Below are 25,076 nucleotides of genomic sequence, written 5' to 3'. Positions count from 1 at the left end.
ATCCGCACTATTAAAAGTTTGCGATTTCTCTTACTTTATCTTCAATATCTTTTGCGTTAGGTAACCATGCGCCCTCAGCTTGACCAAATGGGAAAATAGTATCTGGTGCAGCAATACGTCCGATTGGTGCTTCTAATGAAAGAATTGAACGTTCAGCAATTTCAGCAGCAACTTGTGCGCCAACTCCAGCTTGTTTTTGAGCTTCTTGAACGACAACAACACGTCCTGTTTTTTCAACAGATGCTAAAATTGTTTCTAAATCTAAAGGAGCTACCGTACGTAAATCAATGATTTCAACGTCAATGTTTTCTTTTTCTAATACTTCTGCTGCTTTGATTGATTCACGAACCATTGCACCGTAAGTAATAATTGAAACATCTTTACCTTCACGAGTGATTCCAGCTTTATCTAATGGTACAACATAAGATTCTTCAGGAACTTCATCACGGAATGAACGGTATAATTTCATGTGCTCTAAGAAAACAACTGGATCATTACTTCTAATAGAAGCAATTAATAGTCCTTTTGCATCATATGGATTTGACGGAATAACAACACGGATACCAGGAGATTGAGCGATTAAGCCTTCTAAGTTATCTGAGTGTAATTCTGGTGTATGCACACCTCCACCAAATGGTGAACGAATTGTAATAGGTAAATTACGAGTGCCGCCCATACGGTAACGCGTACGTGCCATTTGTGCAACTACTTCATCCATTGTTTCGAAAACGAAACCAAAGAATTGAATTTCTGGTACTGGACGGTAACCTTCTAAAGCTAAACCAAAAGCTAGTCCGCCAATTCCTGATTCTGCTAAAGGCGTATCAAAGACACGCTCTTCGCCGAATTTTTCTTGTAAGCCTTCTGTTGCACGGAAAACCCCACCGTTTTTACCAACGTCTTCACCAAACATGACTACGTTTTCGTCAGCTGCTAATTCACAAGCAAGTGCATCAGTGATTGCTTGAATCATTGTCATTTGTGCCATTTTTTATTTCGACTCCTTCGCTTCATAGAATTCAATTTGCTCTTTAATGTTTTGTGGTTGAACTTCAAACATTGATTTTAAGAAATCTGAAACTTTTTGTTTCGGTTGCTTATCAGCTTCTGCAATTGCTACTTTGATTTCTTCTTTTGTATTTTCGATAACTTCATTTTCTTTTTCTTCATTCCATAAACCTTTTGCTTCTAAGTAAGCACGGAAACGGATTAATGGATCTTTTGCTACCCATTCGTCATCCATTTCTTTTGAACGGTAACGAGTCGGATCATCACCTGATAATGTATGTGCACCGTAACGGTAAGTTATTGCTTCAATTAAAACTGGACCATTTCCAGCAATTGACCAATCACGAGCCATTTTTGTTACTGTATACATTGCTAATGGATCCATTCCATCAACTTGGATTCCTGGGATTCCAGCAGAAACAGCTTTTTGAGCTAAAGTAACAGCTGCTGTTTGTTTATCACGAGGAGTTGAAATCGCAAAACCGTTATTTTGGATGAAGAATACTGCGTTTGCTTTGTATGCTCCAGCAAAGTTAATTCCTTCATAGAAATCACCTTGTGAAGAACCACCATCACCTGTATAAGTAAATACAACGTTTGGTTTTTTACGCATTTTTAATCCTAATGCAACACCGGCAGCTTGAACGTATTGTGCTCCGATAATAATTTGTGGTGGTAAAGCTTTTAAGTCTTCTGCATAGTAGTTACCCGCAGCATGCCCGCGAGACCATAAAAATGCTTGAGTTAAAGGTAAGCCGTGTTGGATTAATTGTGGAACATCACGGTAACCTGGTAATAATACATCTTCTTTTTCAAAAGCAAAATGACTTGCTAATTGACTTGCTTCTTGTCCAGCTGTTGGAGCGAAGAATCCTAAACGTCCTTGACGGTTTAAGGCTGTTGAACGTTGGTCAAGAACACGTGACCATACCATACGAGTCATTAACTCCACTAATTCATCATCTGTTAAATCCGGTACTAACGCTTCGTTTACAACGTTCCCATCTTTGTCTAATGCTTGATACATCGGAAAATCCGAATGTGCCTTGTCAAGTAATGCTTGGAAGTCAATTGTTTTATTCTTTGCCATCTTGTCACACTTTCCTCTCTTAAATAAGTTCTTGTATGTTGTTAAATTGTAACAGCAATTTATTTCTGTACCACTGTTAATATCAATTACAGTATTAAATTATCACTTTTGATATAAAAAAACAAGTAATAAGTTTCAAATAATTGCGATTTCAGCTATGAAAGAGCCTATTCTGAAAAGATTCATTAGTGAAACGAGTCACATTCAACCATTCACTTTTTCTTTTTTCTGTATTATTAGTACAGCTTATTCAAAAATAAAAACAGGAAACGCCTAATTAGCAACCTTTGCATCAACTCTAACGCTTGTGAAAAATCCTCAATCAGTACAATTTATCTTTTTTAACTAAAAATGAATATGACAGTTTTCAAATAAAAAGAAACAGTTTCTCTATGAAATTTCACAGAAAACCATTTCTTTTTAATTCATTCTTTTTCAATTTATTGATAAATCAGAGCCATTCACCTGTTAAGCGAATATACAAACGTTTGGCAAATTCTAATGTAATCAGGTATGCAGCAACGATTCCAACAAACCAAATCCAATAATTACTTGGCAATGCACCAAAATCAAACAATGTACGAAGTGGTGTCAAAATAATTACGAACGCCGCAATGATTGCAAGCAAGGTTGAAATTAGTACAGGTAGCGATGCGATACTTTGAACAAATGGCACCTTTTTGGTGCGTACAACATGTACGACCAGCGTTTGTGTGACTAATCCAATCATAAACCAGCCAGCTTGGAAGATACTTTGTTCGGCAACCGTATTGGCTGAAAAAACAAACCACATAACGATAAAACCAATAACATCAAACAGGCTACTTACCGGTCCAATATAAAGCGTGAATTTCAATAGTCCACCAATCTGCCATTTAACCGGTTTTTCAAGTTCTGATTGATCCACACGATCCCACGGAATCGTTAGCTGTGCAATTCCATAAATTAAGTTTTGCACGAGTAGTTGAATCGATAACATCGGTAGAAACGGCAAGAAAGCACTTGCTACTAAAATAGAAAAGACATTCCCAAAATTCGAGCTAATGGTAATTTTAATATATTTCATAATATTACTAAAGACTTTACGTCCTTCAATCACGCCGTGTGCCAATACATCTAAACTTTTTTCGAGTAAAATAATGGAACTTGCATCTTTTGTAATATCTGCAGCGGTATCAACTGATATTCCTACATCAGCTGTCCGTAGTGCCGGGGCATCATTAATACCATCGCCCATAAATCCAACCGTATGACCTTTGCTTTGAATTGCTTCTATTATACGCGATTTTTGCATGGGATGTAATTTAGCAAATAAATGAACCGTTTCGGCCGCTTGCGCTAACTCTTCATCCGACATTTGATCCACATCCGTTCCTAAATAAAAGCGATCGGCTTCAATTCCTACATCTTTACAAACTTTTTGTGCAACAACCGCATTGTCACCTGTCAAAACTTTCACGGCGACACCGTGCTTATGTAAGGAATCTATTGCTGTAACTGCTGATTTTTTAGCTGGATCTAAAAAGCCCATGAATCCGATAATTGTCATTTCTTTTTCATCACTAATCGAATAAACCGCATTATCATGGACATCCAAACGTGTCGCAACAGTTAAAACTCTCATCCCTTGTTCGTTTAAACGACGGTTAACGTTGCGCATTTTCTCCCGCAACTCCTCTGTAATACTTGTGACTTCACCGTTGATTTTAACGTGTGAACACACCGACTCCATTTCTTCAACGGCACCTTTAGTAACCATTAGTTGATGCCCATCGACATCCATAACGACTGTTAATCGACGGCGAGAAAAATCAAATGGAATCTCATCAATTTTTTGAATGTTTTTAAAAGCCACTTGGCGATCATTTTCTTCAAAATAGTTTATAACCGCAATATCCATTAAGTTTTTCCAACCCGTTTGGTAAAAAGAGTTCAAGTACGCAACATCGAGCACTTCATCATTTTCTTCTCCTAAGGGATTGATGTGTTGAACTAAAACAACCCGATCTTCAGTAATCGTCCCTGTTTTATCCGTACATAGGACATCCATACTGCCTAAGTTTTGAATCGAAGGTAATTCTTTTACAATTACTTTTTCTTTTGAAAGGGTTAAAGCGCCTTTGGCTAAGTTACTTGTCACAATCATTGGTAGCATTTCTGGTGTCAAGCCTACCGCAACGGCAATCGCAAAGAAGAAGGCTTCACTCCAATCACCTTTGGTTAGGCCATTCAATACGAAAACAATTGGGAATAAAACCATAACCATACGTAAGAGTAATTTACTCACACGAACTAACCCTTCGTCAAAAGTCGTTCTACCTCTTTTTTTCGTCGCATTTTTCGCAATATCACCAAAAAAGGTGTTTTGTCCTGTTTTTAAAATAATAGCTGTTCCTTGACCACTTAAGACGTCTGTCCCCATAAAGATAACATCTTGCATTTCAATTGCTGAAAGATCGGTCGCTTCTTTTTCGACACCCGGGTCGACAAATTTTTCCACTGGCATCGACTCACCAGTTAACGATGATTGATTGACGAATAAGTCATTCGTCCAAATTAAAACAGCGTCAGCGGGAATCATATCACCTGTTGCAAGACGCACAACGTCTCCTGGAACAACCTCATCCATTGGAATTTCAATGGTTTCATTATTTCGAACAACGGCACACGTGTTTTCAATTAACTCTTTCAACGCCTCACTGGCTTTTTGCGAACGAATGTTTTGAATAAACGTAATCGTCACACTTGCTGCAATCATTACAGCCATTACAATTGCCGCTTCATAGTCTTTTACTAGCAAAGAAACGAGCATTAATCCTGTAAGTACGAGGACAAACGCGTCTTTAAAAGCAGAAAGAAATACAAGCCAAGCAGGTGTTGGTTTTTGAGCGTCGACTTTATTAGGCCCAAATTCTTCCAAACGTTCTTTTGCATCTTCTGCTGAAAGACCTTGCGGTGAGGAGCGTAACTCCATATACAGCTCTCGTTCAGATAAAAATGCGAGTTTTTTTAGTTCTTGTTCTTTTAATCCATTGTTTTTGATCATTGTCATTCCTCCTCATTTATTAGGATTCTTGCCCCTTATGACTTAACGGGTGAATCCTGTTATTAATCCTCTGGGCATCGGGGTTATCCAATTCATCATCCGTCCTTTCTTGATCATTTTCATAACGGTAGCGGTCAGAACAAAAATAAAACGCATACTCAACAATGAGTATGCGCTCTTACTTTTCATAGTCACCGTTGAGCTTTAGCACTATAAAGCGTAGACAAGTCATCGGACTTATCAGCTACATTATGAATAACCTTCGCGATTATTCCTGTTAACCAACTCAGAATCTCTCGATTCTTTCGCGGCAGCAGCTTGTTTCTTTATAGGAGCCTCACCTAACAATTATTTAAATGATTATTTAAGTGTTTCGTATTTTTACGTATCCAACACTTACTACACTTAATATACTACGTGTTCTTCATCCGTTTGTCAAAAAAGAATTGCCTTTTTCAGATATTTTCTGAAAAATACAGCAATTCTCCTTTAGTATTTCCTTTTTATTTTTGATTAAAAAAAGAATAAATACCAGATAAAATACGTTCCGATGCCTGACCATCACCATATGGATTTTTTGCTTGGGCCATTTTTTGATACGCTGTTTTATTTGTTAATAATTCCTTAATCTCTTGATAGACAACTGACTCATCTGTACCAATTAATCGTAACGTACCAGCTGTAACCCCCTCTGGTCTTTCCGTTGTGTCCCGTAAAACAAGAACAGGAACCCCCATTGATGGCGCTTCTTCTTGAACGCCACCTGAGTCACTTAAAATCAAGTAACTTCGTGCCATTAGATTATGAAAGTCAACGACATCAAGCGGCTCGATTAATTGTATATTAGCAAACTGACTCAAATGCTTTTGTGCTAAATCACGGACTTTAGGATTTTTATGCATCGGAAAAATAATTTGATACTCCGGAAATTCACGTGCAATTCGACTGACAGCCAAAAATACGCTTTGCATCTTGCTTCCTAAATTCTCCCGGCGATGCATCGTCAAAATAATATTTTTATCATCTTGAAGATTGACACCAGTCAACTGATGCGAATCGCGAATCGTATATTTCATTGCATCAATCGCGGTATTTCCTGTAACGAAAATATTGTCTTCTGGATGATTTTCTAACAGTAAATTCTCTCGACTCGCTGTTGTTGGAGCAAAGTACAGATCAGCAAGACAGTCTGTCATTTGTCGGTTGGCTTCTTCTGGAAACGGAGAATACTTATTCCATGTCCGTAAACCAGCTTCCACATGCCCGATTTTGATTTGTTGGTAAAATGCAGCTAATGATGCAGCAAAAGTCGTCGTTGTATCACCATGTACGAGCAAAATATCTGGTTTTTCATTTTCTAAAATAGGTTGTAATGCAAGTAAAATTCGCGTAGTAATCTCTGTTAGCGTTTGGTTGGTAGACATAATATTAATATCGTAATCAGATTGAATGTCAAAAATAGTCAATACTTGATCGAGCATTTCTCGATGTTGCCCGGTTACAATGACTTTCGACTCAAAGCGAGGGTCCGCTTCTAACGCTTTGACAAGCGGAGCCATTTTAATCGCTTCTGGACGCGTGCCAAAAACAGAAAAAACTTTAATTGTCATATCTTCACTCCTCATGTAATCTCTTTACAGTATATCAAAACAGCGGATCTTTGTATGCAACTATTGTTCACACCCATCGATTCAAAAATGATTTTCTATGAGAAGAAATAAAATTCTTTTCTTTATATCTCTGTTCAACTACAAGAATATTGATTGATAACCGGATACTAAAAATCTGTCTGCTATTTTAAAAACTTCACTAAAAAAAGCAGGTCTTTTCAGTAAACTGAAAAACCTGCCTAAACAATTAAATTGTATCACCGTTAAAAATCGAATTTTTAACAATCACATAATCAACTTTTCGAATGGCTTCTAAATCTTTTCCACCAGCGTATGAAATCGATGATTGTAAGTCTTGTTGCATTTCAGTTAACGTATCTTGTAGAGATCCTTTATGATTAACCCAAATTTTCTTACCTTCAACGTTTTTCTTTTCACCTTTTTGGAATTCAGATGCTGAACCGAAATATTCTTTCATAACAACACCATTTTCAACTTTTGTTTCACCTGGAGATTCTTCATGTCCAGCAAATAATGAACCAATCATAACCATTGATGCACCAAAGCGAACCGATTTCGCAATATCTCCATGTGTACGGATACCACCGTCAGCAATAATTGGTTTACGTGCAGCTTTTGCACACCAACGTAGTGCTGCCAATTGCCATCCACCAGTACCAAAACCTGTTTTTAATTTTGTAATACATACTTTACCAGGACCAATTCCAACTTTTGTAGCATCGGCTCCTGCATTTTCTAATTCACGAACGGCTTCTGGCGTTCCCACGTTCCCTGCAATCACAAATGTTTCAGGGATTACTTTTTTTATGTGTTTGATCATATTGATCACGGCGTTTGAATGTCCATGTGCAATATCAATTGTAATATAATCTGGGATAGTATTTTGCGCTGCTAGCTCTTCAACAAATGGGTATTCATAATCTTTTACACCTACACTAATAGAAGAAATCAAGCCTTTTTCTTGCATTTTTTTGATAAAAGGAATACGTCCCTCTTCATCAAAACGGTGCATAATATAGAAATAACCATTTTCCGCTAAAAATTCTGCAATTGTTTCATCCACAATTGTTTGCATATTTGCCGGCACAACGGGCATTTTAAAGCTATGTTTTCCTAATTGAACCGTAGTGTCACACTCAGAACGGCTATTTACAATACATTTGTTCGGAACTAACTGAATATCCTCATAATCAAAAACTTGCATCTCAAACATCAAAAACATCCTCTCAATTTTTCTTACTTAATGAGTTTGGGCGTTTCTCAACACCATAGCAACCTTAGCCGATTTTTAAATAAAATGCAACCAAGATATCGCTTTATCCAAATTAAAAAGCGCGAATGTTCGTCTTTTCGCACTTTCGTTGTCTTATTTACTTAAGGTAGAACGTTTCCAGCTGCTAAATAAATTTGATACCAATCTTTACGGCTCAATTCAATTCGTGACGCATGAGCGATTTCTTTCAATCGTTGCAAATTCATCGTTCCAACAATCACTTGCATATTTGCTGGGTGTGTCAAAATCCAAGCTGAAGCTAAACCAGTCGGTGTTGTTTCATATTTATCTGCTAATTGACGCAATTTTTGATTTAATTCCGGGAATTTTTCATGCTCAATAAAAACACCTTCAAAATGGCCATATTGATACGGTGACCACGCTTGAATCGTCATATCGTGGAGACGTGAATATTCTAAAATGCCCCCATCACGATCCGTTGCAAAAGAGTCATTCATATTCACATGGAAACCTCGATCAACCATTTCCGTATGTTTAATTCCAAATTGTAATTGATTGGCAACGAGTGGCTGTTTGACAAATTTTTTCAATAATTCAATTTGACCAGGGTTTTGATTACTGACACCAAAGTGTTTCACTTTTCCTTGTTGTTCTAATAAATCAAACGCTTCTGCTACTTCTGCCGGATCAAATAAGGTATCTGGACGGTGTAATAATAATGCATCTAAGTAGTCCGTTTGTAGGCGTTTCAAACTGCCTTCCACTGACTCAATAATATGTTTTTTCGAAAAATCAAACATTTCACCAGGAACGATGCCACATTTTGATTGAATAAATAAGTCTTCTCGCTGAATCGTTGTTTCTTTTAACGCTGACCCAAAAATGGTTTCACATTCACCCTGGCCATAAATATCTGCATGGTCAAAAAAAGTAATCCCTTGCTCCACTACAGATTCAATGACTTTTACAGGATCCTCTGCACTCGTAATACGCATACAACCTAAAATAATTGAAGGTACTTCTAAATCCGTTTGCCCAAATTTCACTTGCTTCATCTTGTAATCATCCTCTGTCATTTAGTAAATTACATTTTACCACATGTAACCAGAATCATTCGCTTTTAGCGCTCATTATGCACTATTTTTATTATTTTTAACAAAAAAACTCGCTACAATTCGAAACGAATTGAAACGAGCGGTCTTTTTTACTTTGTTAGAGCCTTACTGCCAATATCACTACGATAAAAGAGTTGCGTCGTGTCCATTTTATCTAATGCTTGATAGACTTTTTGTTGCGCCGCTTCAATTGTCTCCGCATGCGCTTCAACTAAGAAGACACGCCCACCATTTGCAACGAGCTTGTCTTGTTCACTTTTTACACCAGCATAAATGACGGATACATCCGGATGATTGATTTCTGGTAAAACCATCCCTTTTTGATATGCTTCTGGATACCCTTTAGCAGCGACAACGACACCCACGCTTGCTAAGTTATTCCATTGAATTTCAGGTGTTTCATGCGCAATTAATTTCGTAATCACTTGCGCTAAACTACTTTCAAGCCTCGGTAAAACAACTTGTGTTTCTGGATCACCAAAACGAGCATTGAATTCAATGACTTTCGGACCATTTTCAGTTGCAATTAACCCCGCATACAAAATACCATGGTACGGCGTTCCTCTTTGGATCATACCTTGAACCGTCGGATAGAGCACTTCTTGGACGGATTGTTCCACAATTGCTTCTGAGATTTGTGGTACTGGTGTATAAGCACCCATCCCACCGGTATTTGGTCCTTGGTCAAAATCAAAGGCACGCTTATGATCTTGGGCAATCACCATTGGATAGACTTTCTCGCCATCCACAAAAGCTAAAAGCGAAAACTCTTCACCTGCTAGAAATTCTTCAATCACAACTCTGGCACTGCTTGTCCCAAATTTTTGCTCTTCTAACATTTCGTGTAGTGCGTCAATAGCAACTTCAATCGTTTCAGCGACGACAACACCTTTACCAGCTGCTAAACCGTCTGCTTTAATGACTATCGGTGCACCCTGCTCAATGACGTAGGCTTTCGCTGCGTCAAAATCAGAAAACGTTTGATATGCCGCGGTTGGAATGTTCCTTTCACTCATTAATTCTTTGGCAAATTCTTTTGAACCTTCAATCATTGCTGCTGCTTTATTTGGTCCAAATATTTTCAGACCCGCTGCTTGAAAGTCATCAACAATACCATTTAACAACGGAATCTCAGGTCCAACAAAAGTCCAATCGATTGCTTCTTTTTTTGCAAAAGCAATTAATTCTTCATGTGCATCTTCTGCAATATCGACAACGGTAATGCCATCTTTTGTCATTCCAGCATTTCCTTTTGCACAAAAAACTGCTGTTACTTGCGGATCTTCAAATAATTTTTTCCCTAAGGCATGTTCACGACCACCACTACCGATAATTAAAAGTTTCATTTTGTACTCCTTTTTTGTTGCATACATATTTTAGTGTTTAAAATGACGAAGATTTGTAAAAATCATTGTAATGCCATATTGATCGGCCATATCAATCGATTCTTGATCTTTAATACTTCCACCCGGTTGGATAATCGCTTTGATACCGTGTTTTGCGGCATATTCCACACTGTCACTCATTGGGAAGAATGCATCACTTGCTAAGACTGCACCTTCGATTTGATTGGCAGCAGTTGCTTGATCAATCGCAATTTTCACAGAACCCACACGATTCATTTGACCAGCACCAATACCTACCGTCCGTTGACCGTTCGCTAATAAAATCGCATTTGATTTAACATGCTTTACACCATTCCAGGCAAAAGCCATGGTTGCTAGCTCGGCATCTGTTGGTTGGCGTTTTGTGACAACTTTCCAATCCGCCGGTCCTTCTTTTTGATTGTCTGGACTTTGAACAAGTAAGCCACCTAAAACGGAAACAACTTCGGCTTGTTCGCTAACAGCAGCTGAAAAATCAAGTGTTAATAGACGTAAATTTTTCTTTTGAGCTAAGACTTCAAAAGCATCCGCATCAAAAGAAGGCGCAATAATAATTTCTAAAAAAATATTTTTCATTTGGTTCGCAACTTCTAATGTCACCGGACGATTGATGACAACAATCCCACCAAAGATTGATACTGGATCGGCTTCATAGGCATTCATAAATGCTTCATAAGCAGTCTCTCCTGTACCAATACCACATGGATTCATGTGCTTCACTGCAACCGCAATCGGTTGATCGTATTCTGCGGCAATCTTAACAGCTGCATCTGCGTCACGAATGTTATTGTATGATAACTCTTTACCGTGCAATTGCTTAGCACTCGCAATTGAGAAGTTTTTTGGTAAGGCATCTTGATAAAAATCAGCGGATTGATGGCTATTTTCACCGTAACGTAATGATTGTTTTAAATCATATGTTAATGTTAATTTTTCAGGTTCTGTTTCACCGACTAAATCCGTTAAGTAACTCGCAATCAACGCATCATAAGCTGCTGTGTGACGGAAAACTTTCGCTGCTAGTTTTTGGCGAGTCGCAAAAGTCGTTTCACCTGTTGCTTTATATTCTGCTAAAATCGTTGGGTAATCACTTGGATCAACTGCCACCGTTACAAATTGATGATTTTTAGCAGCAGAACGTAACATACTCGGTCCACCGATATCAATGTTTTCAATGGCTTCTGCTTCCGTTACATCCGGACGACTAATCGTTTCTTTAAATGGGTACAAGTTAACGACAACCAAATCAATCGGATAAATTTCATGTGTCGTCATCGCTGTTACATGGCTTTCCAAATCACGACGCCCTAACAGGCCACCATGAATTTTCGGATGCAACGTTTTCACACGACCATCCATCATTTCTGGAAACGCTGTAACGTCTTCAATGCCAATCGTCGCAATACCCGCTTGATCTAAAGCCGCTTTTGTGCCTCCTGTTGAAATAATTTCAAACTTTAACGCCACTAATTCTTGAGCAAATTCAACAATTCCAGCTTTATCTGATACACTAATTAACGCTCTTTTTAACATAAGAATGAGACCCCTTTTGGATAATTTCTGCTAGTACCTTTGGATACCAGTGATGTTCTAATTGATGAATCTTTTCTTCTAAACTTTCAATCGTATCTTCTTGAGTGACTTCTGTGATCGCTTGGGCAATAATTGGACCCGTATCGACCCCTTCATCAATATAGTGAATCGTAATACCACTATATTTTACACCATAATCAAAAGCGTCTTTAATTCCGTGCAAACCAGGAAAACTCGGTAACAAAGAGGGATGTAGATTGATAATTTTTTGAGGGTACGCTTCTAATAATGTTTGACCTACAATACGCATATACCCCGCTAAAACAATCAACTCAACGTCAAATTCAGTCATCACGCGTTTAATTTCTGTTTCATAAGCGATTTTATTCGAAAAATCTTTCGGTAAAAAAGAAAAGGTTGGAATACCATATTTTACCGCACGTTCTAAGACATAGGCCTTTGGTTGATCACAAAAAAGAACGGCAATTTCACCCTGAATTTGCTTTTGTTCAACAGCTTGGGCAATGGCTTCAAAATTACTGCCATTGCCCGATGCAAAAATTGCTATTTTTTTCATTTTGCTTCAATCCATTCAATCGCTTGATCGGTTTGTGCTTTCACTTGTCCAATAACGTAAGACTCGCTATTCGCTTCTTTCACGATACGTTGAACATCGGCTACTTTATCAGCGGAAACAGCTAAGACCATGCCGATTCCCATATTGAAAATTTCGTACATTTCCATCGCTGGGATGTCGCCATATGTTTCCAGATCTGTAAAAATTGGTAAAATTGGCCATGAGCCTAATTGAATTTCAGCTGCTAATTGTTCCGGTAACATGCGAGGAATATTTTCAACAAAACCACCACCAGTAATATGCGCAATCCCATTGACAAGGCCTGCTTTAACTAACGGTAAAATTTCTTGAACATAGATTTTTGTAGGAGTTAACAATTCTTCTTTTAACGCTTTTTGACTCGCGTTTAAAATGGAATCACCCGTTAAACCATTCATTTCGAAGAACACTTTACGCACAAGCGAGTAACCATTTGAGTGAATACCTGAAGCGGGTAAACCAATTAAAATGTCGCCAGCTGCAATTTTTTCACCTGTTACTAATTGAGATTTTTCAGCGATACCAACCGCAAAACCAGCTAAATCGTAATCATCTTCTCCATACATACCAGGCATTTCCGCTGTTTCGCCACCAATTAATGCGGCTCCCGATTGCAAGCAACCTTCGGCAACACCTGCGACAACTGCTTCTAAACGCTCTGGATGATTTTTACCAGTTGCAATATAATCAAGGAAGTAAAGCGGTTCTGCGCCTTGAGCGACGATATCGTTGACGCACATAGCAACACAGTCGATCCCAATCGTATCATGTTTATTTTCTTGAATCGCAACCATTAACTTCGTTCCGACACCATCCGTTCCAGACACAAGAACCGGTTCTTTTACACCTAAGACACTTAAATCAAAACAGCCTCCAAAGCCACCTAAAGCGCCCATCACGCCTAAACGTTCTGTTTTCTTTACATGTTTTTTAATTCGTTCCACCACTTCGTAGCCAGCTTCAACGTCTACGCCTGCTTTTGCATATGCATTCGGCACTTTGCATTCCTCCAATTATTTACTCACTTTGTTCTCTTTTAATGACGCACGGTATTTCTTTTCATAATCGTATAATGGCGTTGGATAATCACCGTTAAAATAAGCCATACACAACCCTGAATAAGGGGCATCGAATGTTAAACCGATTGACGAAATTAAACCCTCTTCACTTAAAAATGCCAATGAATCCGAGCCAAAACGTGTATTCATTTCGTCTAAACTTAAATCTGCTGCAATTAATTCTTTTCTTGTTTTAATATCGATACCATAAAAACAAGGGAATTTTAATGGCGGTGAAGCAATACGTAAATGTACTTCTTTCGCTCCCGCTTCTTTTAATAATTGCACGATTCTTTGTGATGTTGTTCCGCGGACGATTGAATCATCGACCAAAATAACACGTTTACCTTCTACTACTCCTTGAACCGCAGACAATTTCATACGAACCCCTTGTTCGCGTAGTTCTTGTGTTGGTTGAATAAAAGTACGTGCAATGTATTGATTTTTAATTAAACCTAACTCGTAAGGAATTCCTGAAACTTCAGCATAGCCACTCGCGGCAGATAACGATGAATTTGGTACACCAATCACCATATCCGCTTCAACTGGCGCTTCTTTTGCCAATGTCCGTCCCATATTTTTACGTGCCGTATGGACGTTCACTCCGGCAATATTCGAATCGGGACGTGCAAAATAAATGTATTCCATCGAACAAATCGCATGTTGCGTGTCTGTCGTGTAGGCATCAATTTTTAATCCTTCATCGTCAATAACAATGACTTCTCCCGGACGTACATCGCGTACAAATGCGGCACCATTTGCTTCAAGCGCACAAGTTTCAGACGCGACAACATACGAACCATTTTTCATTTGTCCGATTGATAACGGTCGAAAACCATTTGGATCAAGCGCTGCATACATGGCATTTTCGGTCATTAAAATGTAAGCAAAACCACCTTGTACTTGATTCAAACTTTCTTTTAAGCGATCCAAAAAGGTTGGCGCTTCACTTTTACGAATCAGATGCATCAAAATTTCAGTATCTGAGCTTGAATGAAAAATCGCCCCTTGCTCTTCTAATTCACGACGCAATGTTTTCGCATTCGTTAAATTACCATTATGCGCTAAACTAACTTGACTATCGAAAAAGCGGAATAAGAAAGGTTGAATATTATCAACATGTCCATTACCTGAAGTCGCGTAACGAACATGACCAATGGCAGCATTTCCATGTAGTTTATTTAAACGATTTTCATTCGAAAAAACTTCGGATAATAAACCAAGTCCACGATAACCATGAAGGTGTCCTGCTTCATTTGAAACAATCCCCGCTCCTTCTTGACCGCGGTGTTGTAAATTATGGAGACCAAAATAGGTGACGCGAGCAGCATCTTCGTGTCCCCAGACACCGAAGATACCGCATTCTTCATTTAGACTTCTTATTTCAGTAGGCATGAAAGTGCGTCCTCCCAAACTTGTTTCACTTTACTTGTTTCTAATTCAATCACAGCATCTTTTGCAGCGATCATTAATTTACCTGTCTCTGTTACTTGACCAACATGCGCCACTTTATCACCCGCTAAGGCCTCAAATGCTGCTTGATCCGCTGGAGAAACACTTAGGATAAAACGTGATTGCGTTTCAGCAAATAATTCTTCTTTTGTAACATCAACAGTTACATCGACACCGAATTGATTGCCAAATGCCGACTCTGTAATTGCGACAGCTAAGCCACCTTCGCTACAGTCATGCGCACTTGCAACAAGCCCTGCTTGAATCGCTGCTAAAACGAAATCTTGATTGGCTTTTTCAGTAGTTAGATCAAAGTTCATTAAACGGCCTTCGATTTTACCTGCTTGCATTTTTTGAATTTCGCTTCCGTTAAAGTCAGCGCCTGTTTGACCAACAACATAAATCAAATCGCCCGCAGTTGTAAAGTTTTGCGTCGTAATATGAGCCACGTCTTCAATTAAACCAACCATTCCGATGACTGGTGTTGGATAAACCGATTGACCATTTGTCTCGTTGTATAACGAAACGTTTCCAGAGATGACTGGTGTTTCTAGCGTACGACAAGCTTCTGAAATTCCATCAGCTGCCGTCCATAACTCCCAGAATCCTTCTGGTTTGTCTGGTGAACCGAAGTTTAAACAGTCAGTAATTGCTAATGGTTTTCCACCTGATGCCACAATGTTACGTGCTGCTTCTGAAACGGCAATTTGACCACCAATTTCAGGATTTAAGTATAGGTAACGACTATTACAGTCCATTGTCATCGCTAACGCTTTGTTTGTACCGCGAACACGGATAACCGCCGCGTCACTTCCTGGACCGACAACCGTGTTTGTACGAACTTGTGAATCAAATGTTTCATAGACCATTTTTTTCGAAGCAATTGTTGGTTGTTTTAATAAGTTTACTAACGTTTCGCTAGCATCCGTAATTGTTGGAATAAAGTTTTCTAATTGAGCAAACTCGGCAATACGTGCAGGCTCTTTGTATTCTTTATAGTATGTTGGTGCATCTTCTGCTAACGCATCCACCGGTAAATTCGCTACTTCAATATCATGATGGAATAAGCGATACATACCATCATCGGTTACAACACCGATATTTACCGCATCTAACTCATATTTTTCAAACAAATCAATGACTTGTTGCTCTTCACCTTGTTTAATACATAAAAGCATACGTTCTTGCGATTCAGAAAGCATCATTTCGTAAGGTGTCATGTTTGTTTCACGCTGAGGCACGTCATCTAAGTATAATTTTAGACCAGATCCGGCTTTTGACGCCATTTCTGAACTAGAAGAAACGAGACCGGCTGCTCCCATATCTTGAATACCGACTAAAATATCGTTGTGCTCTAAAATCAACTCTAAACAAGCATCCATTAATAATTTTTCTAACAATGGATCACCAACTTGAACCGCTGAACGTTGCTGATCTTCACCCTCTACGAATTCTTCAGAAGAAAATGTTGCACCGTGGATGCCGTCGCGTCCTGTTTTAGCGCCGACATACATGATTGAGTTTCCGATTCCTTTGGCTTGTCCTTTTTGAATATCCTTGTGGTCAATTAATCCAACACACATCGCATTGACTAGTGGATTTTTTTCATAAACGTCATCAAATTGAATTTCGCCACCAACTGTTGGAATTCCGATACAGTTGCCGTAACCACCGATTCCTGCAACGACTTCTTCAAATAAGTATTTTGTACGATCGTTGTCTAATTCACCAAAACGTAACGAGTTCAACATCGCAACCGGACGCGCTCCCATACTAAAGATATCACGAATGATACCGCCAACCCCTGTTGCAGCCCCTTCATAAGGCTCTACTGCTGATGGATGGTTATGACTTTCCGCTTTAAAAACAACTGCTTGTCCATCGCCGATATCGACAATCCCAGCACCTTCACCTGGTCCTTGTAAAACGTGTTCACCTTCCGTTGGGAATTTACGTAGAACAGGTTTTGAATTTTTATATGAACAGTGCTCGCTCCACATTACAGAGAACAAACCTGTTTCAGTGTAGTTTGGTAAACGATTCAAAATTTTCTCTGAGATTAAACTGTATTCTTCGTCTGTTAGTCCCCACTCAGCATAGATTCTTTTGTCTTTAATTTCTTGCGGTGTTGGCTCCATTACTTTATTCATTTATACAGTCACCTTTCCATAGTTCTTCAAAATTGATGCAAAGAATTTTTTGCCATCGGTCGATCCTAATAATTCTTCCATCGCTCTTTCTGGATGCGGCATCATCCCTAAAACGTTCCCTGCCTTGTTTGTAATACCAGCAATTCTTTCTAAACTGCCATTAACATTCTCTTTATATTTGAAAACAATTTGATTGTTTGCTTCTAACTCTTTTAACGTTTCTTCGTCACAGTAGTAGTTTCCTTCACCATGAGCAATCGGTAATGTTAATTGTTCGTTTTCGTCGTATTCCGTCGTAAATTTCGTTTGATTATTAACAACTTCTACTGGAACGGGTTTACAAATAAAACTTAGCGATTCGTTACGTTTTAAAACGCCTGGTAACAAACCAGCTTCGGTTAAGATTTGGAATCCGTTACACGTGCCAAAAACTGGTTTACCTTCTTCAGCAAAACGTACCACTTCTGACATAATATTTGAAAAACGGGCAATTGCACCACAACGTAAGTAGTCACCGTATGAAAAACCACCGGGTAATAAAACACCGTCAAACCCAGCTAAACTTGTTGCATCATGACGAACGTATTCTGCGTCTGCACCCATGACATCTTTGATTGCCCAAAGTAAATCAAGGTCACAGTTAGAGCCTGGAAAAACAATGACCGCAAATTTCATCTTATGCTTCCTCCATTGTTTGAATTTCATAACGATACGTTTCCATATTCACGTTAGCTAATAATTTATCACAAACCTCTTCAATCATTGCTTCTACTGGACGGTCTGATTTTGCAATTTTTATTTCAAAATACTTACCAATTCGCATATCTTCCACTTCTGTGTAGCCTAAACGGTGAACTGCTCCTTTTACCGCTTCTCCTTGTGGGTCTAATACTGATTCCTTGTAAGTAACATAAACTTTTACAAAATACATTTACTCTTCTCCTTCACGAGGTGCTGCTTTCCTTAATTGACGAACGACATCCAATTAGAAATCATCGAACAATCGGTTTTAACTAGCTTTTTTCCTCTATTTGATGCATTCATTGTAACAACGATACTGATAAACCGTCAACGAAATATTTACATTAAATAATTAATAAACAACAATCGTTCGCCTTTAGGGAACAACCGTTCAAAAAAACACCCTTAAAAACGGAACATTCGCTTTTAAAGGTGTTTTTTTCTTATATTTTAAATTTATGATATTTTCCAAACATTCGTTGCATCAATTTCTTTTTTCGTTTTTTCAATATCATCGGTCGTAATAGTGACATGCCCCATTTTACGGCCCGCTTTGGCTTCTTCTTTTCCATAGAAATGGAATTGCCATTGTGGTTGCTTCATAATTTGCTGATAACTTTTTTCAAGTTCTTCACCTAAAATATTGACCATGATCGCTGACGATAACAGCTTGACTTCACCTAATGGCCAACCACAAATACCACGAATATGAGCGTCAAATTGGCTCATATTGCAAGCTTCGATTGAATAATGTCCAGAATTATGTGGTCTTGGCGCCAATTCATTAACGTAGATACTTCCAGATTCTGTTAAAAACAACTCAATCGCCAGTACACCATGCAAATTGACTGCTTTTGCAATCACTTTAGCAATTCGAGCAATTTCATTCGCAACATCCGGTAAAATATTCGCTGGTGCAATTGTTTGATATAAAATATTGTTGCGATGAATATTTTCGACAATCGGAAAAGTTGTAAATTCTTGGCCATTTCCAGCCACAATAACCGATAATTCTTTCTCAAAAGGAATCCAAGCTTCAAGTTCACAAGTGCCTGAACGCAGTAAGTTCATCGAAGGCGCTAAATCAGTCATATCTTTTAAGACATACTGTCCTTTACCATCATAACCACCACGTGTTGTTTTTAAGACACAAGGATAACCAATGCTTTCGATTGCCTCTTGAATATCCGTTGGACTAATAATTGTTGAATATGGTGCAATCACAATGTTATTTGCTTCTAAAAATGATTTCTCTAATAAACGATCTTGTGTAATCGCTAGTAAATCAGTACCTTGTGGGACAGGAACTTGTTCTGTGATTGCCGCCAACGCTTCCACATTCACGTTTTCAAATTCATAGGTGACAACATCGCTTCGACGAGCCATCTCTTCCAATGCTAAGACATCATCATAGTCCGCTAAAATATGCCAATCCGCAATTTGTGCTGTCGGACAATTTTCTGCTGGGTCTAAGACACCGACTTGAAAGCCCATTTTCTTCGCGCTCATTGTTAACATTCTTCCTAATTGCCCGCCACCAATAATTCCAATAGTCGCTCCCGGCATTAATGGATTAACCAAGTTGATCACTACTTTCTATCACCATTTCTTCCATTTCATTCCGTCGATCTGAAAGTTTTTTTGCTATAGCTAAATCATACATCGAAAGCATTTGAACTGCAAGAATCCCTGCATTACTTGCGCCAGCTTTTCCGATGGCTGTCGTTGCAACTGGAACACCTGCCGGCATTTGAACAATCGATAGCAACGAATCCCAACCACTCAAAGCGCGTGATTGAACAGGAACGCCTATGACTGGTAATGTTGTTTTGGCTGCTACCATACCTGGTAGGTGCGCTGCGCCTCCAGCCCCTGCAATAATCACTTTAATTCCTCTTTCACGCGCTTCTTCTGCATATTTAAACATCAAATCCGGTGTACGATGAGCCGATACAACTTTTTTTTCATATTCAATTCCATAAAAATCTAATTGTAAACAAGCTTCTTGCATCGTTTCCCAATCTGAAATACTTCCCATAATTACCGCAACTTGTGGTTTCATTTATTTGACCCCTTTAATTTATTCGATAATCGTATTTTAACAAGTCAAAAGCATGAAGTCAAAATTATTCGTACAATTTTCAATCACAATATATTATCGTTCGGTTTAAAGTCATTTAAATTTCAATAAACTTTAATAAAAACAAAAAAACAACTTAAAAGGCAAACCTCTCAAGTTGCTTGAATCAGTTATTTTATTAGGCGTCCGCCTCGATAAATGTCACTTCACCATCTTTTAATGATTGGATACGAGCTAATGATACGACATCTAAACCCATTCCTTCTAATAGTTGGCGACCGTCTTGGAAGGATTTCTCAATTAGAATACCAATTCCTTCAACTGAAGCTCCGGCTTGCTGGCAAAGTTCAATTAATCCCTTGGCCGCTTGCCCATTTGCTAAGAAGTCATCAATAATTAATACATTATCAGACTCATTTAAAAACTTACGTGAAATTGAAATCGTGCTTGTTACTTGTTTCGTAAATGAATAGACAGAAGCCGTTAACAGTTCTTCGTTCATTGTTAAGCTTTTTGATTTACGAGCAAAAATCATCGGGACTCCTAACTCTAGTGCACAAAAAACGGCTGGTGCGATACCAGATGATTCAATCGTGACAACTTTCGTTACTTTTCTTTCAGCAAAAACTTTCGCAAAAAGTTCTCCCATATTCTTCATCAACTGAGGATCGACTTGATGGTTGATTAGACTGTCAACTTTTAATACACCATCTCCTAAAACATCGCCATCTTGTTGAATACGTTTAATTAACTCTTCCATCGCAAACTAACTCCTTTTTTTATCTCAATCTAAATTAAAAAGACACCTTTTTTGCACACAGCAAAAAAGGTGTCTTATTTAATAAAACACTTTTTTCACTTATAGTCCGGTATTTACGGTACCAGGTAGAAACTGCCGACCGATTACGGCAATATATAAGGAAGACTAATTATGAAAAACACAAGCTTAATTATGCCTTGAACCACATAAAAAAACAAGAGAAAAAACCAAAATCATTTGGCTTCTCTCCATTTTTTCATCAAATTTTTATTCTTCAAATGAAACACGCTCAATTTCACGATAATTCTCCATTTTCTTACTGAAAAGTTGACCATTTGAAGGAGGTGTGTACGTGATGGCATTTGCCCCCGCTTCAATCGTCCCACGTATGCTTTCCTCAGTTGGACCACCTGTGGCAATAATTGGTAAGTCGGGATATTGCTCTCTAAAATGACGTACGACCTCTTCTGTTTTCCGACCAGCACTAATATTAATAATTTTAACCCCAGCTTCTAGCTTATCCCCAATAGGTGTATAACGACTAGTTACCGTGCTAACGACTGGAATATCAACAACAGCACAAACATCGACGACCGTTTCAAGTGGCGTTGGACTATTTAAAACAACACCTATCGAACCTTGTGCTTCCGCAAAGAGGCTCATATAACTCGCACGTGATCCTTGCGTTAATCCACCCCCAACACCAGAAAACACTGGAATGTCCGCCGCTTCAATAATACTTTTCGTAATCGCTGGATGTGGAGTAAAAGGATAAACAGCAATTACCGCATGGGCATTTGTGTTGCGGATGATAGCTATATCCGTTGTAAAAATAATCGATTTAATTAACTTACCAAAAATCATAATCCCACTACATTCGTTAATAATTTCTGGTACACGAACGATGTCTTTTCTTAGTGCCGTTGTAATATTCGGAATAAATTTATCAGTCATCATCTCACTCCTTATTAATCATATTGTGCTAAATCATACGCTTCAATAACTTGTATCACTTTTTCTGCATAAGTCGGGTCCGTAGCATAACCTGCTTCTTGTAATGCTATAGCCGCTTCTTTATAACTAGGTGCGGTTAAAACGGCTTCGTATTTTTGCGGACTCCAATCAACGCCGTTCACAAAAAGCATCGTGTGATCATCCATCGATTCTTCCCATGTTTGATAGACACGGAAATCTCCCTGAATCGTAATCCATTGACCATTCACGTATTCCTGCGTATCTAACGTCACAAAATCAGAGTGTCCGAAAGACTTAATACCGAATAAATTATTATATTTACTCGATAACTCACTTTTCCCCCAATTTGATTCTAAAATCGCTTGACCAATGATAATACTTGGTAAAATACCATAGCCTCTTTGTAATGTTTGCGCATGTGGCACTAATCGTTCGATAAATGCTTCATTGGACAGTTGTTGATTTTCTTGTTGCTGTTCAAATCGTGGTGCTTCATCAACTAACCCTTTCAATGAAAATACAAACGATAAAACAATTAAAAAGAGGCCTGCTAAAATCATTGGGAACCGTAAAGGAGAATTTTTTCGTCTTTTATTTTTTTTCATGCGCCGTTATTTCTCCTTTAATAAATCCAAATACTCTTCTAGTGTCAATTGATGTTCTTCGATATACTTTGCATGTTCGACACCAACGTATCGATAATGCCAAGGTTCAAAAGTAATCTCTGTAATCGCTTGTTTATCTTTAGGGTAGCGCAAAATAAATCCATATTCACGTGCGTGAGTCGCTAGCCACTTCCCACCATCTGTTTCTGCATACTCTACACTTAAAATGTTATCAATATAATGATTCGACCAATTTTGGTCCACAATATCTAGTGCCAATCCTGTATGGTGTTCACTATACCCTGGTTGCGTCGATGTTTCTTTCACAGTTTTTTCCGCAGCTTCCTGTGTCTCGCCTTGCCAAACCAAATTATTTACGTTCTCATTAAAAATTTGCTCTTGGTAAGAAATCGAGCGATAAGCGGAAACAAGCATCAAATCAAGCCCAACTTCCTGAGCCGCTATTGTCATCTGACTGTAAGGATCCAACACGCGGTGATCCAGCATCATACCATTATCAAGAGTCGTCAATGTCTCAACCTGTTCTGTTTTTAATTGATGGCTCGGTCCAACTAAAATTAAATTCCAATCGGAAAGTTTCCCAGTCGGTAATACCGGTTGATCGGTTGTTTTTTTCTCTGATTTTTCTTCTACTTCATTTAGCGTATTTATTTTAGCAGCAATCGCTTCTTTTGTGCCTTTCGGAATGTATTCTCTCGTGACAAAACGATTAATACCATAAATGAGTCCGATACTACACACACTCATTACCATTAAGGCCATGATTTTTTTCAATTTCAATGTTATTCCTCAATCCGTTTTTTATTAATTTTTAGACATAAGCGTCTTCTAGTTCCTGATTAACCCAATCAAGAAGCGCTACTTCACGTCGAACAATTTGGTTTTGAATCGCGGCTGGTAGGCGAAAATTCAAGACATCATCAAATCCCCACTCCCCGTATTGTAGACTAACTCTTAAATCAATCAACGATTCTTTCTTTTCTCCCTCTTTTACTTGCTGGAATTCAACGACGCCACTATTTGTATTTAACCATTGTTGTGCAATTTTAATTTTTAATTTTTTATATTCTGCAACGGCAATATGACGTTTTTCTGGGTAAATAATTGTTTGACGCAAGATTTTTTGCAACAACATCCATTCATAGTCACTAAAAATATTTTTTATTTTTTGATTTTCTTCTGGTGAAAGGCTCATCTTTCCTTGCTTCCACTTCTCCCAACGCTCTAACGAAATTCCTAATTGATTTTGATAAAACTCTTCTTCAGAATAATAATTTTCATAGATACCACTTAAAATAAGGTTAATATAAATCTCATGCATATTATTTCCTCCTATTCATTATTCTACTGATTTCACTTTATGAATGATAGCGCTGCTTCACAATATTGAGTAAAATTTATCATTTTCACCTAAAGCCATTTCATTCTTCATTATAACCTATCGTGCGTACTTTTGGTGAAATATCTAATCTAGCAAATAAGGGTGCGCCATCGATCCACAACTCCTTGTACTACACGAATATTTATCGTAAAAAAGATCTTTCCTTCGTTTGTGAGAAAGAATCTTTGTCCTTTCATCTCACTTATTGTTGCATCGTAAATTCTGCTTTCAATTCAATAAAATTCTTAAATATTTGTAGACATTGAAACAAACGTGCACGATTTTCAAACTCTTCACGATTTTTCGGTAACGGTTTTAAACGATAACTCTCCATTACTAAATCAATATTTCGTAACATTTGTACGCCATCATTTCCTTCAGATAAGGTTTCTCCTGCTGTTGTTAATAAAATCCGCAAATCAGCAACCCATGCCTCTTCAATTTGAATTTGTTTTAAAATCAAGATCATTTCACGCAACGAACGGACTTGTGCTCGACGCATAATAAAATACTTTTCGTAATACCAATTTTCCTCAAACCATTGATTTTCTTGATGCATTCGAGCTTGACGTTGTCCATAATCAATTGATTCCAGTAGAATATCACACGAATCGACTAAATCTTCTTTATCTGTTCGTGTTAGATCGTCTGCCATATCAAGTAATAATTGCCGGACGTGGACTTCGATGGTTTCTTGCTCCTGTTTAATTTTTTTCTCCAAATTAGGCATGTAAAGGTTTGATAACAAAGCCACCCCTACACCTATTGCCATCAGTAAAATTTCATTTAAGATGAGTTCCCAACCAAAATTTTGTTCCAACAAGTAGTGCGTGACTAAAACAGAGGTCACTACAATACTATCGGTCAGTGAGAATCGAACAGTTAACGGAATGAAAACAACTAAATACAAAGTGAATCCGAGCGGCGTGTAACCGACTAAATTGAATATCACTGCTGCTAGAGCAGTCGCAATTGCCAACGATACAAAACGAGAAATACCGGTATTTAAAGAGCTTTTTTTCGTATTCCCCACGCTTAAAATCGCAATAATTCCTGCCGCGGTATAATAGAGTAACTCCAGTTGTTGCGCAATAATTAATGCAAAAAAACAGGCAACAACGGTTTTGATGGTTCGTAATCCAATTTTCATACCATTCCCCCTCTTCCTTATTTTATATGAAAGTATAAGAAATAT

At 38.2% G+C, this 25,076-nt stretch carries 22 protein-coding genes and 2 riboswitches; all 22 genes read right to left on the bottom strand.

Features of this window, described 5'->3' with window-relative positions; genetic code table 11:
• Positions 1-10: 10 nt before the first annotated feature.
• Positions 11-988, bottom strand: a complete 978-nt coding sequence (locus IEV09_RS01205) for an alpha-ketoacid dehydrogenase subunit beta (RefSeq protein ID WP_188366433.1) — start codon at positions 986-988, stop codon at positions 11-13.
• Between the two features lie 3 nt (positions 989-991).
• Positions 992-2,098, bottom strand: a complete 1,107-nt coding sequence (gene pdhA / locus IEV09_RS01200; RefSeq protein ID WP_188366432.1) for a pyruvate dehydrogenase (acetyl-transferring) E1 component subunit alpha — start codon at positions 2,096-2,098, stop codon at positions 992-994.
• A 451-nt stretch (positions 2,099-2,549) separates the two neighbouring features.
• On the bottom strand, positions 2,550-5,144 hold the full coding sequence (gene mgtA / locus IEV09_RS01195; protein ID WP_188366431.1) for a magnesium-translocating P-type ATPase: 2,595 nt from the start codon (positions 5,142-5,144) through the stop codon (positions 2,550-2,552).
• A 183-nt stretch (positions 5,145-5,327) separates the two neighbouring features.
• Positions 5,328-5,500, bottom strand: a riboswitch (M-box (ykoK) riboswitch).
• 147 nt (positions 5,501-5,647) lie between these two features.
• Complete coding sequence (wecB, locus tag IEV09_RS01190; protein ID WP_188366430.1) at positions 5,648-6,754, bottom strand: non-hydrolyzing UDP-N-acetylglucosamine 2-epimerase; 1,107 nt, start codon at positions 6,752-6,754, stop codon at positions 5,648-5,650.
• A 247-nt stretch (positions 6,755-7,001) separates the two neighbouring features.
• Positions 7,002-7,979, bottom strand: coding sequence for a GMP reductase (guaC, locus tag IEV09_RS01185; protein WP_188366751.1), 978 nt, complete (start codon positions 7,977-7,979; stop codon positions 7,002-7,004).
• A 170-nt stretch (positions 7,980-8,149) separates the two neighbouring features.
• A complete protein-coding gene (locus IEV09_RS01180; protein ID WP_188366429.1) occupies positions 8,150-9,064 on the bottom strand; it encodes an aldo/keto reductase in 915 nt (304 codons plus the stop codon).
• 149 nt (positions 9,065-9,213) lie between these two features.
• Positions 9,214-10,470: a phosphoribosylamine--glycine ligase gene (purD, locus tag IEV09_RS01175; protein ID WP_188366428.1), complete on the bottom strand. Its 1,257-nt coding sequence runs from the start codon at positions 10,468-10,470 to the stop codon at positions 9,214-9,216.
• Between the two features lie 30 nt (positions 10,471-10,500).
• Positions 10,501-12,042, bottom strand: a complete 1,542-nt coding sequence (gene purH / locus IEV09_RS01170) for a bifunctional phosphoribosylaminoimidazolecarboxamide formyltransferase/IMP cyclohydrolase (RefSeq protein WP_188366427.1) — start codon at positions 12,040-12,042, stop codon at positions 10,501-10,503.
• Positions 12,020-12,619 (bottom strand): phosphoribosylglycinamide formyltransferase, encoded by a 600-nt coding sequence (gene purN, locus IEV09_RS01165; protein WP_188366426.1) that lies wholly within the window; start codon positions 12,617-12,619, stop codon positions 12,020-12,022. Before purN ends, purH begins: the two co-directional genes overlap by 23 nt.
• Positions 12,616-13,656: a phosphoribosylformylglycinamidine cyclo-ligase gene (purM, locus tag IEV09_RS01160; RefSeq protein ID WP_188366425.1), complete on the bottom strand. Its 1,041-nt coding sequence runs from the start codon at positions 13,654-13,656 to the stop codon at positions 12,616-12,618. Before purM ends, purN begins: the two co-directional genes overlap by 4 nt.
• Positions 13,657-13,671: 15 nt before the next feature.
• The gene (gene purF / locus IEV09_RS01155; protein ID WP_188366424.1) at positions 13,672-15,111 is read right to left on the bottom strand and encodes an amidophosphoribosyltransferase; all 1,440 of its coding nucleotides are present in this window, start codon (positions 15,109-15,111) and stop codon (positions 13,672-13,674) included.
• On the bottom strand, positions 15,096-17,318 hold the full coding sequence (gene purL / locus IEV09_RS01150; protein WP_188366423.1) for a phosphoribosylformylglycinamidine synthase subunit PurL: 2,223 nt from the start codon (positions 17,316-17,318) through the stop codon (positions 15,096-15,098). Before purL ends, purF begins: the two co-directional genes overlap by 16 nt.
• Complete coding sequence (purQ, locus tag IEV09_RS01145; RefSeq protein ID WP_188366422.1) at positions 17,319-17,993, bottom strand: phosphoribosylformylglycinamidine synthase subunit PurQ; 675 nt, start codon at positions 17,991-17,993, stop codon at positions 17,319-17,321.
• A 1-nt stretch (position 17,994) separates the two neighbouring features.
• Complete coding sequence (gene purS, locus IEV09_RS01140) at positions 17,995-18,249, bottom strand: phosphoribosylformylglycinamidine synthase subunit PurS (RefSeq protein ID WP_188366421.1); 255 nt, start codon at positions 18,247-18,249, stop codon at positions 17,995-17,997.
• Between the two features lie 266 nt (positions 18,250-18,515).
• Entirely contained in the window at positions 18,516-19,640 is a 1,125-nt protein-coding gene (purK, locus tag IEV09_RS01135; protein WP_188366420.1) for a 5-(carboxyamino)imidazole ribonucleotide synthase, read from the bottom strand.
• Positions 19,633-20,121, bottom strand: a complete 489-nt coding sequence (gene purE, locus IEV09_RS01130; RefSeq protein WP_188366419.1) for a 5-(carboxyamino)imidazole ribonucleotide mutase — start codon at positions 20,119-20,121, stop codon at positions 19,633-19,635. Before purE ends, purK begins: the two co-directional genes overlap by 8 nt.
• Positions 20,122-20,317: 196 nt before the next feature.
• Complete coding sequence (locus tag IEV09_RS01125; RefSeq protein WP_188366418.1) at positions 20,318-20,899, bottom strand: xanthine phosphoribosyltransferase; 582 nt, start codon at positions 20,897-20,899, stop codon at positions 20,318-20,320.
• Between the two features lie 82 nt (positions 20,900-20,981).
• Positions 20,982-21,078: riboswitch (purine riboswitch) on the bottom strand.
• An 88-nt stretch (positions 21,079-21,166) separates the two neighbouring features.
• Entirely contained in the window at positions 21,167-21,853 is a 687-nt protein-coding gene (locus IEV09_RS01120) for a beta/alpha barrel domain-containing protein (protein ID WP_188366417.1), read from the bottom strand.
• A gap of 14 nt (positions 21,854-21,867) precedes the next feature.
• The gene (locus IEV09_RS01115; RefSeq protein ID WP_188366416.1) at positions 21,868-22,479 is read right to left on the bottom strand and encodes a glycoside hydrolase family 73 protein; all 612 of its coding nucleotides are present in this window, start codon (positions 22,477-22,479) and stop codon (positions 21,868-21,870) included.
• A gap of 6 nt (positions 22,480-22,485) precedes the next feature.
• Positions 22,486-23,280, bottom strand: a complete 795-nt coding sequence (locus tag IEV09_RS01110) for a M15 family metallopeptidase (RefSeq protein ID WP_229731637.1) — start codon at positions 23,278-23,280, stop codon at positions 22,486-22,488.
• A gap of 31 nt (positions 23,281-23,311) precedes the next feature.
• Complete coding sequence (locus IEV09_RS01105; protein WP_188366415.1) at positions 23,312-23,821, bottom strand: hypothetical protein; 510 nt, start codon at positions 23,819-23,821, stop codon at positions 23,312-23,314.
• A gap of 262 nt (positions 23,822-24,083) precedes the next feature.
• On the bottom strand, positions 24,084-25,031 hold the full coding sequence (locus IEV09_RS01100; protein WP_188366414.1) for an aromatic acid exporter family protein: 948 nt from the start codon (positions 25,029-25,031) through the stop codon (positions 24,084-24,086).
• Positions 25,032-25,076: the final 45 nt, after the last annotated feature.

The organism is Enterococcus alcedinis (genome assembly GCF_014635985.1).
GTDB lineage: Bacteria > Bacillota > Bacilli > Lactobacillales > Enterococcaceae > Enterococcus_I > Enterococcus_I alcedinis.
This window is presented reverse-complemented; position numbering and strand designations above follow the sequence as displayed.

Bases quoted from the DNA above. Each gene is read 5' to 3' on its own strand.
- IEV09_RS01205 (WP_188366433.1), bottom strand. From the start codon at position 988: ATGGCACAAATGACAATGATTCAAGCAATCACTGATGCACTTGCTTGT.
- pdhA (WP_188366432.1), bottom strand. From the start codon at position 2,098: ATGGCAAAGAATAAAACAATTGACTTCCAAGCATTACTTGACAAGGCA.
- mgtA (WP_188366431.1), bottom strand. From the start codon at position 5,144: ATGATCAAAAACAATGGATTAAAAGAACAAGAACTAAAAAAACTCGCA.
- wecB (WP_188366430.1), bottom strand. From the start codon at position 6,754: ATGACAATTAAAGTTTTTTCTGTTTTTGGCACGCGTCCAGAAGCGATT.
- guaC (WP_188366751.1), bottom strand. From the start codon at position 7,979: ATGCAAGTTTTTGATTATGAGGATATTCAGTTAGTTCCGAACAAATGT.
- IEV09_RS01180 (WP_188366429.1), bottom strand. From the start codon at position 9,064: ATGAAGCAAGTGAAATTTGGGCAAACGGATTTAGAAGTACCTTCAATT.
- purD (WP_188366428.1), bottom strand. From the start codon at position 10,470: ATGAAACTTTTAATTATCGGTAGTGGTGGTCGTGAACATGCCTTAGGG.
- purH (WP_188366427.1), bottom strand. From the start codon at position 12,042: ATGTTAAAAAGAGCGTTAATTAGTGTATCAGATAAAGCTGGAATTGTT.
- purN (WP_188366426.1), bottom strand. From the start codon at position 12,619: ATGAAAAAAATAGCAATTTTTGCATCGGGCAATGGCAGTAATTTTGAA.
- purF (WP_188366424.1), bottom strand. From the start codon at position 15,111: ATGCCTACTGAAATAAGAAGTCTAAATGAAGAATGCGGTATCTTCGGT.
- purL (WP_188366423.1), bottom strand. From the start codon at position 17,318: ATGAATAAAGTAATGGAGCCAACACCGCAAGAAATTAAAGACAAAAGA.
- purQ (WP_188366422.1), bottom strand. From the start codon at position 17,993: ATGAAATTTGCGGTCATTGTTTTTCCAGGCTCTAACTGTGACCTTGAT.
- purS (WP_188366421.1), bottom strand. From the start codon at position 18,249: ATGTATTTTGTAAAAGTTTATGTTACTTACAAGGAATCAGTATTAGAC.
- purE (WP_188366419.1), bottom strand. From the start codon at position 20,121: ATGAAACCACAAGTTGCGGTAATTATGGGAAGTATTTCAGATTGGGAA.
- IEV09_RS01125 (WP_188366418.1), bottom strand. From the start codon at position 20,899: ATGGAAGAGTTAATTAAACGTATTCAACAAGATGGCGATGTTTTAGGA.
- IEV09_RS01120 (WP_188366417.1), bottom strand. From the start codon at position 21,853: ATGACTGATAAATTTATTCCGAATATTACAACGGCACTAAGAAAAGAC.
- IEV09_RS01115 (WP_188366416.1), bottom strand. From the start codon at position 22,479: ATGAAAAAAAATAAAAGACGAAAAAATTCTCCTTTACGGTTCCCAATG.
- IEV09_RS01105 (WP_188366415.1), bottom strand. From the start codon at position 23,821: ATGCATGAGATTTATATTAACCTTATTTTAAGTGGTATCTATGAAAAT.
- IEV09_RS01100 (WP_188366414.1), bottom strand. From the start codon at position 25,031: ATGAAAATTGGATTACGAACCATCAAAACCGTTGTTGCCTGTTTTTTT.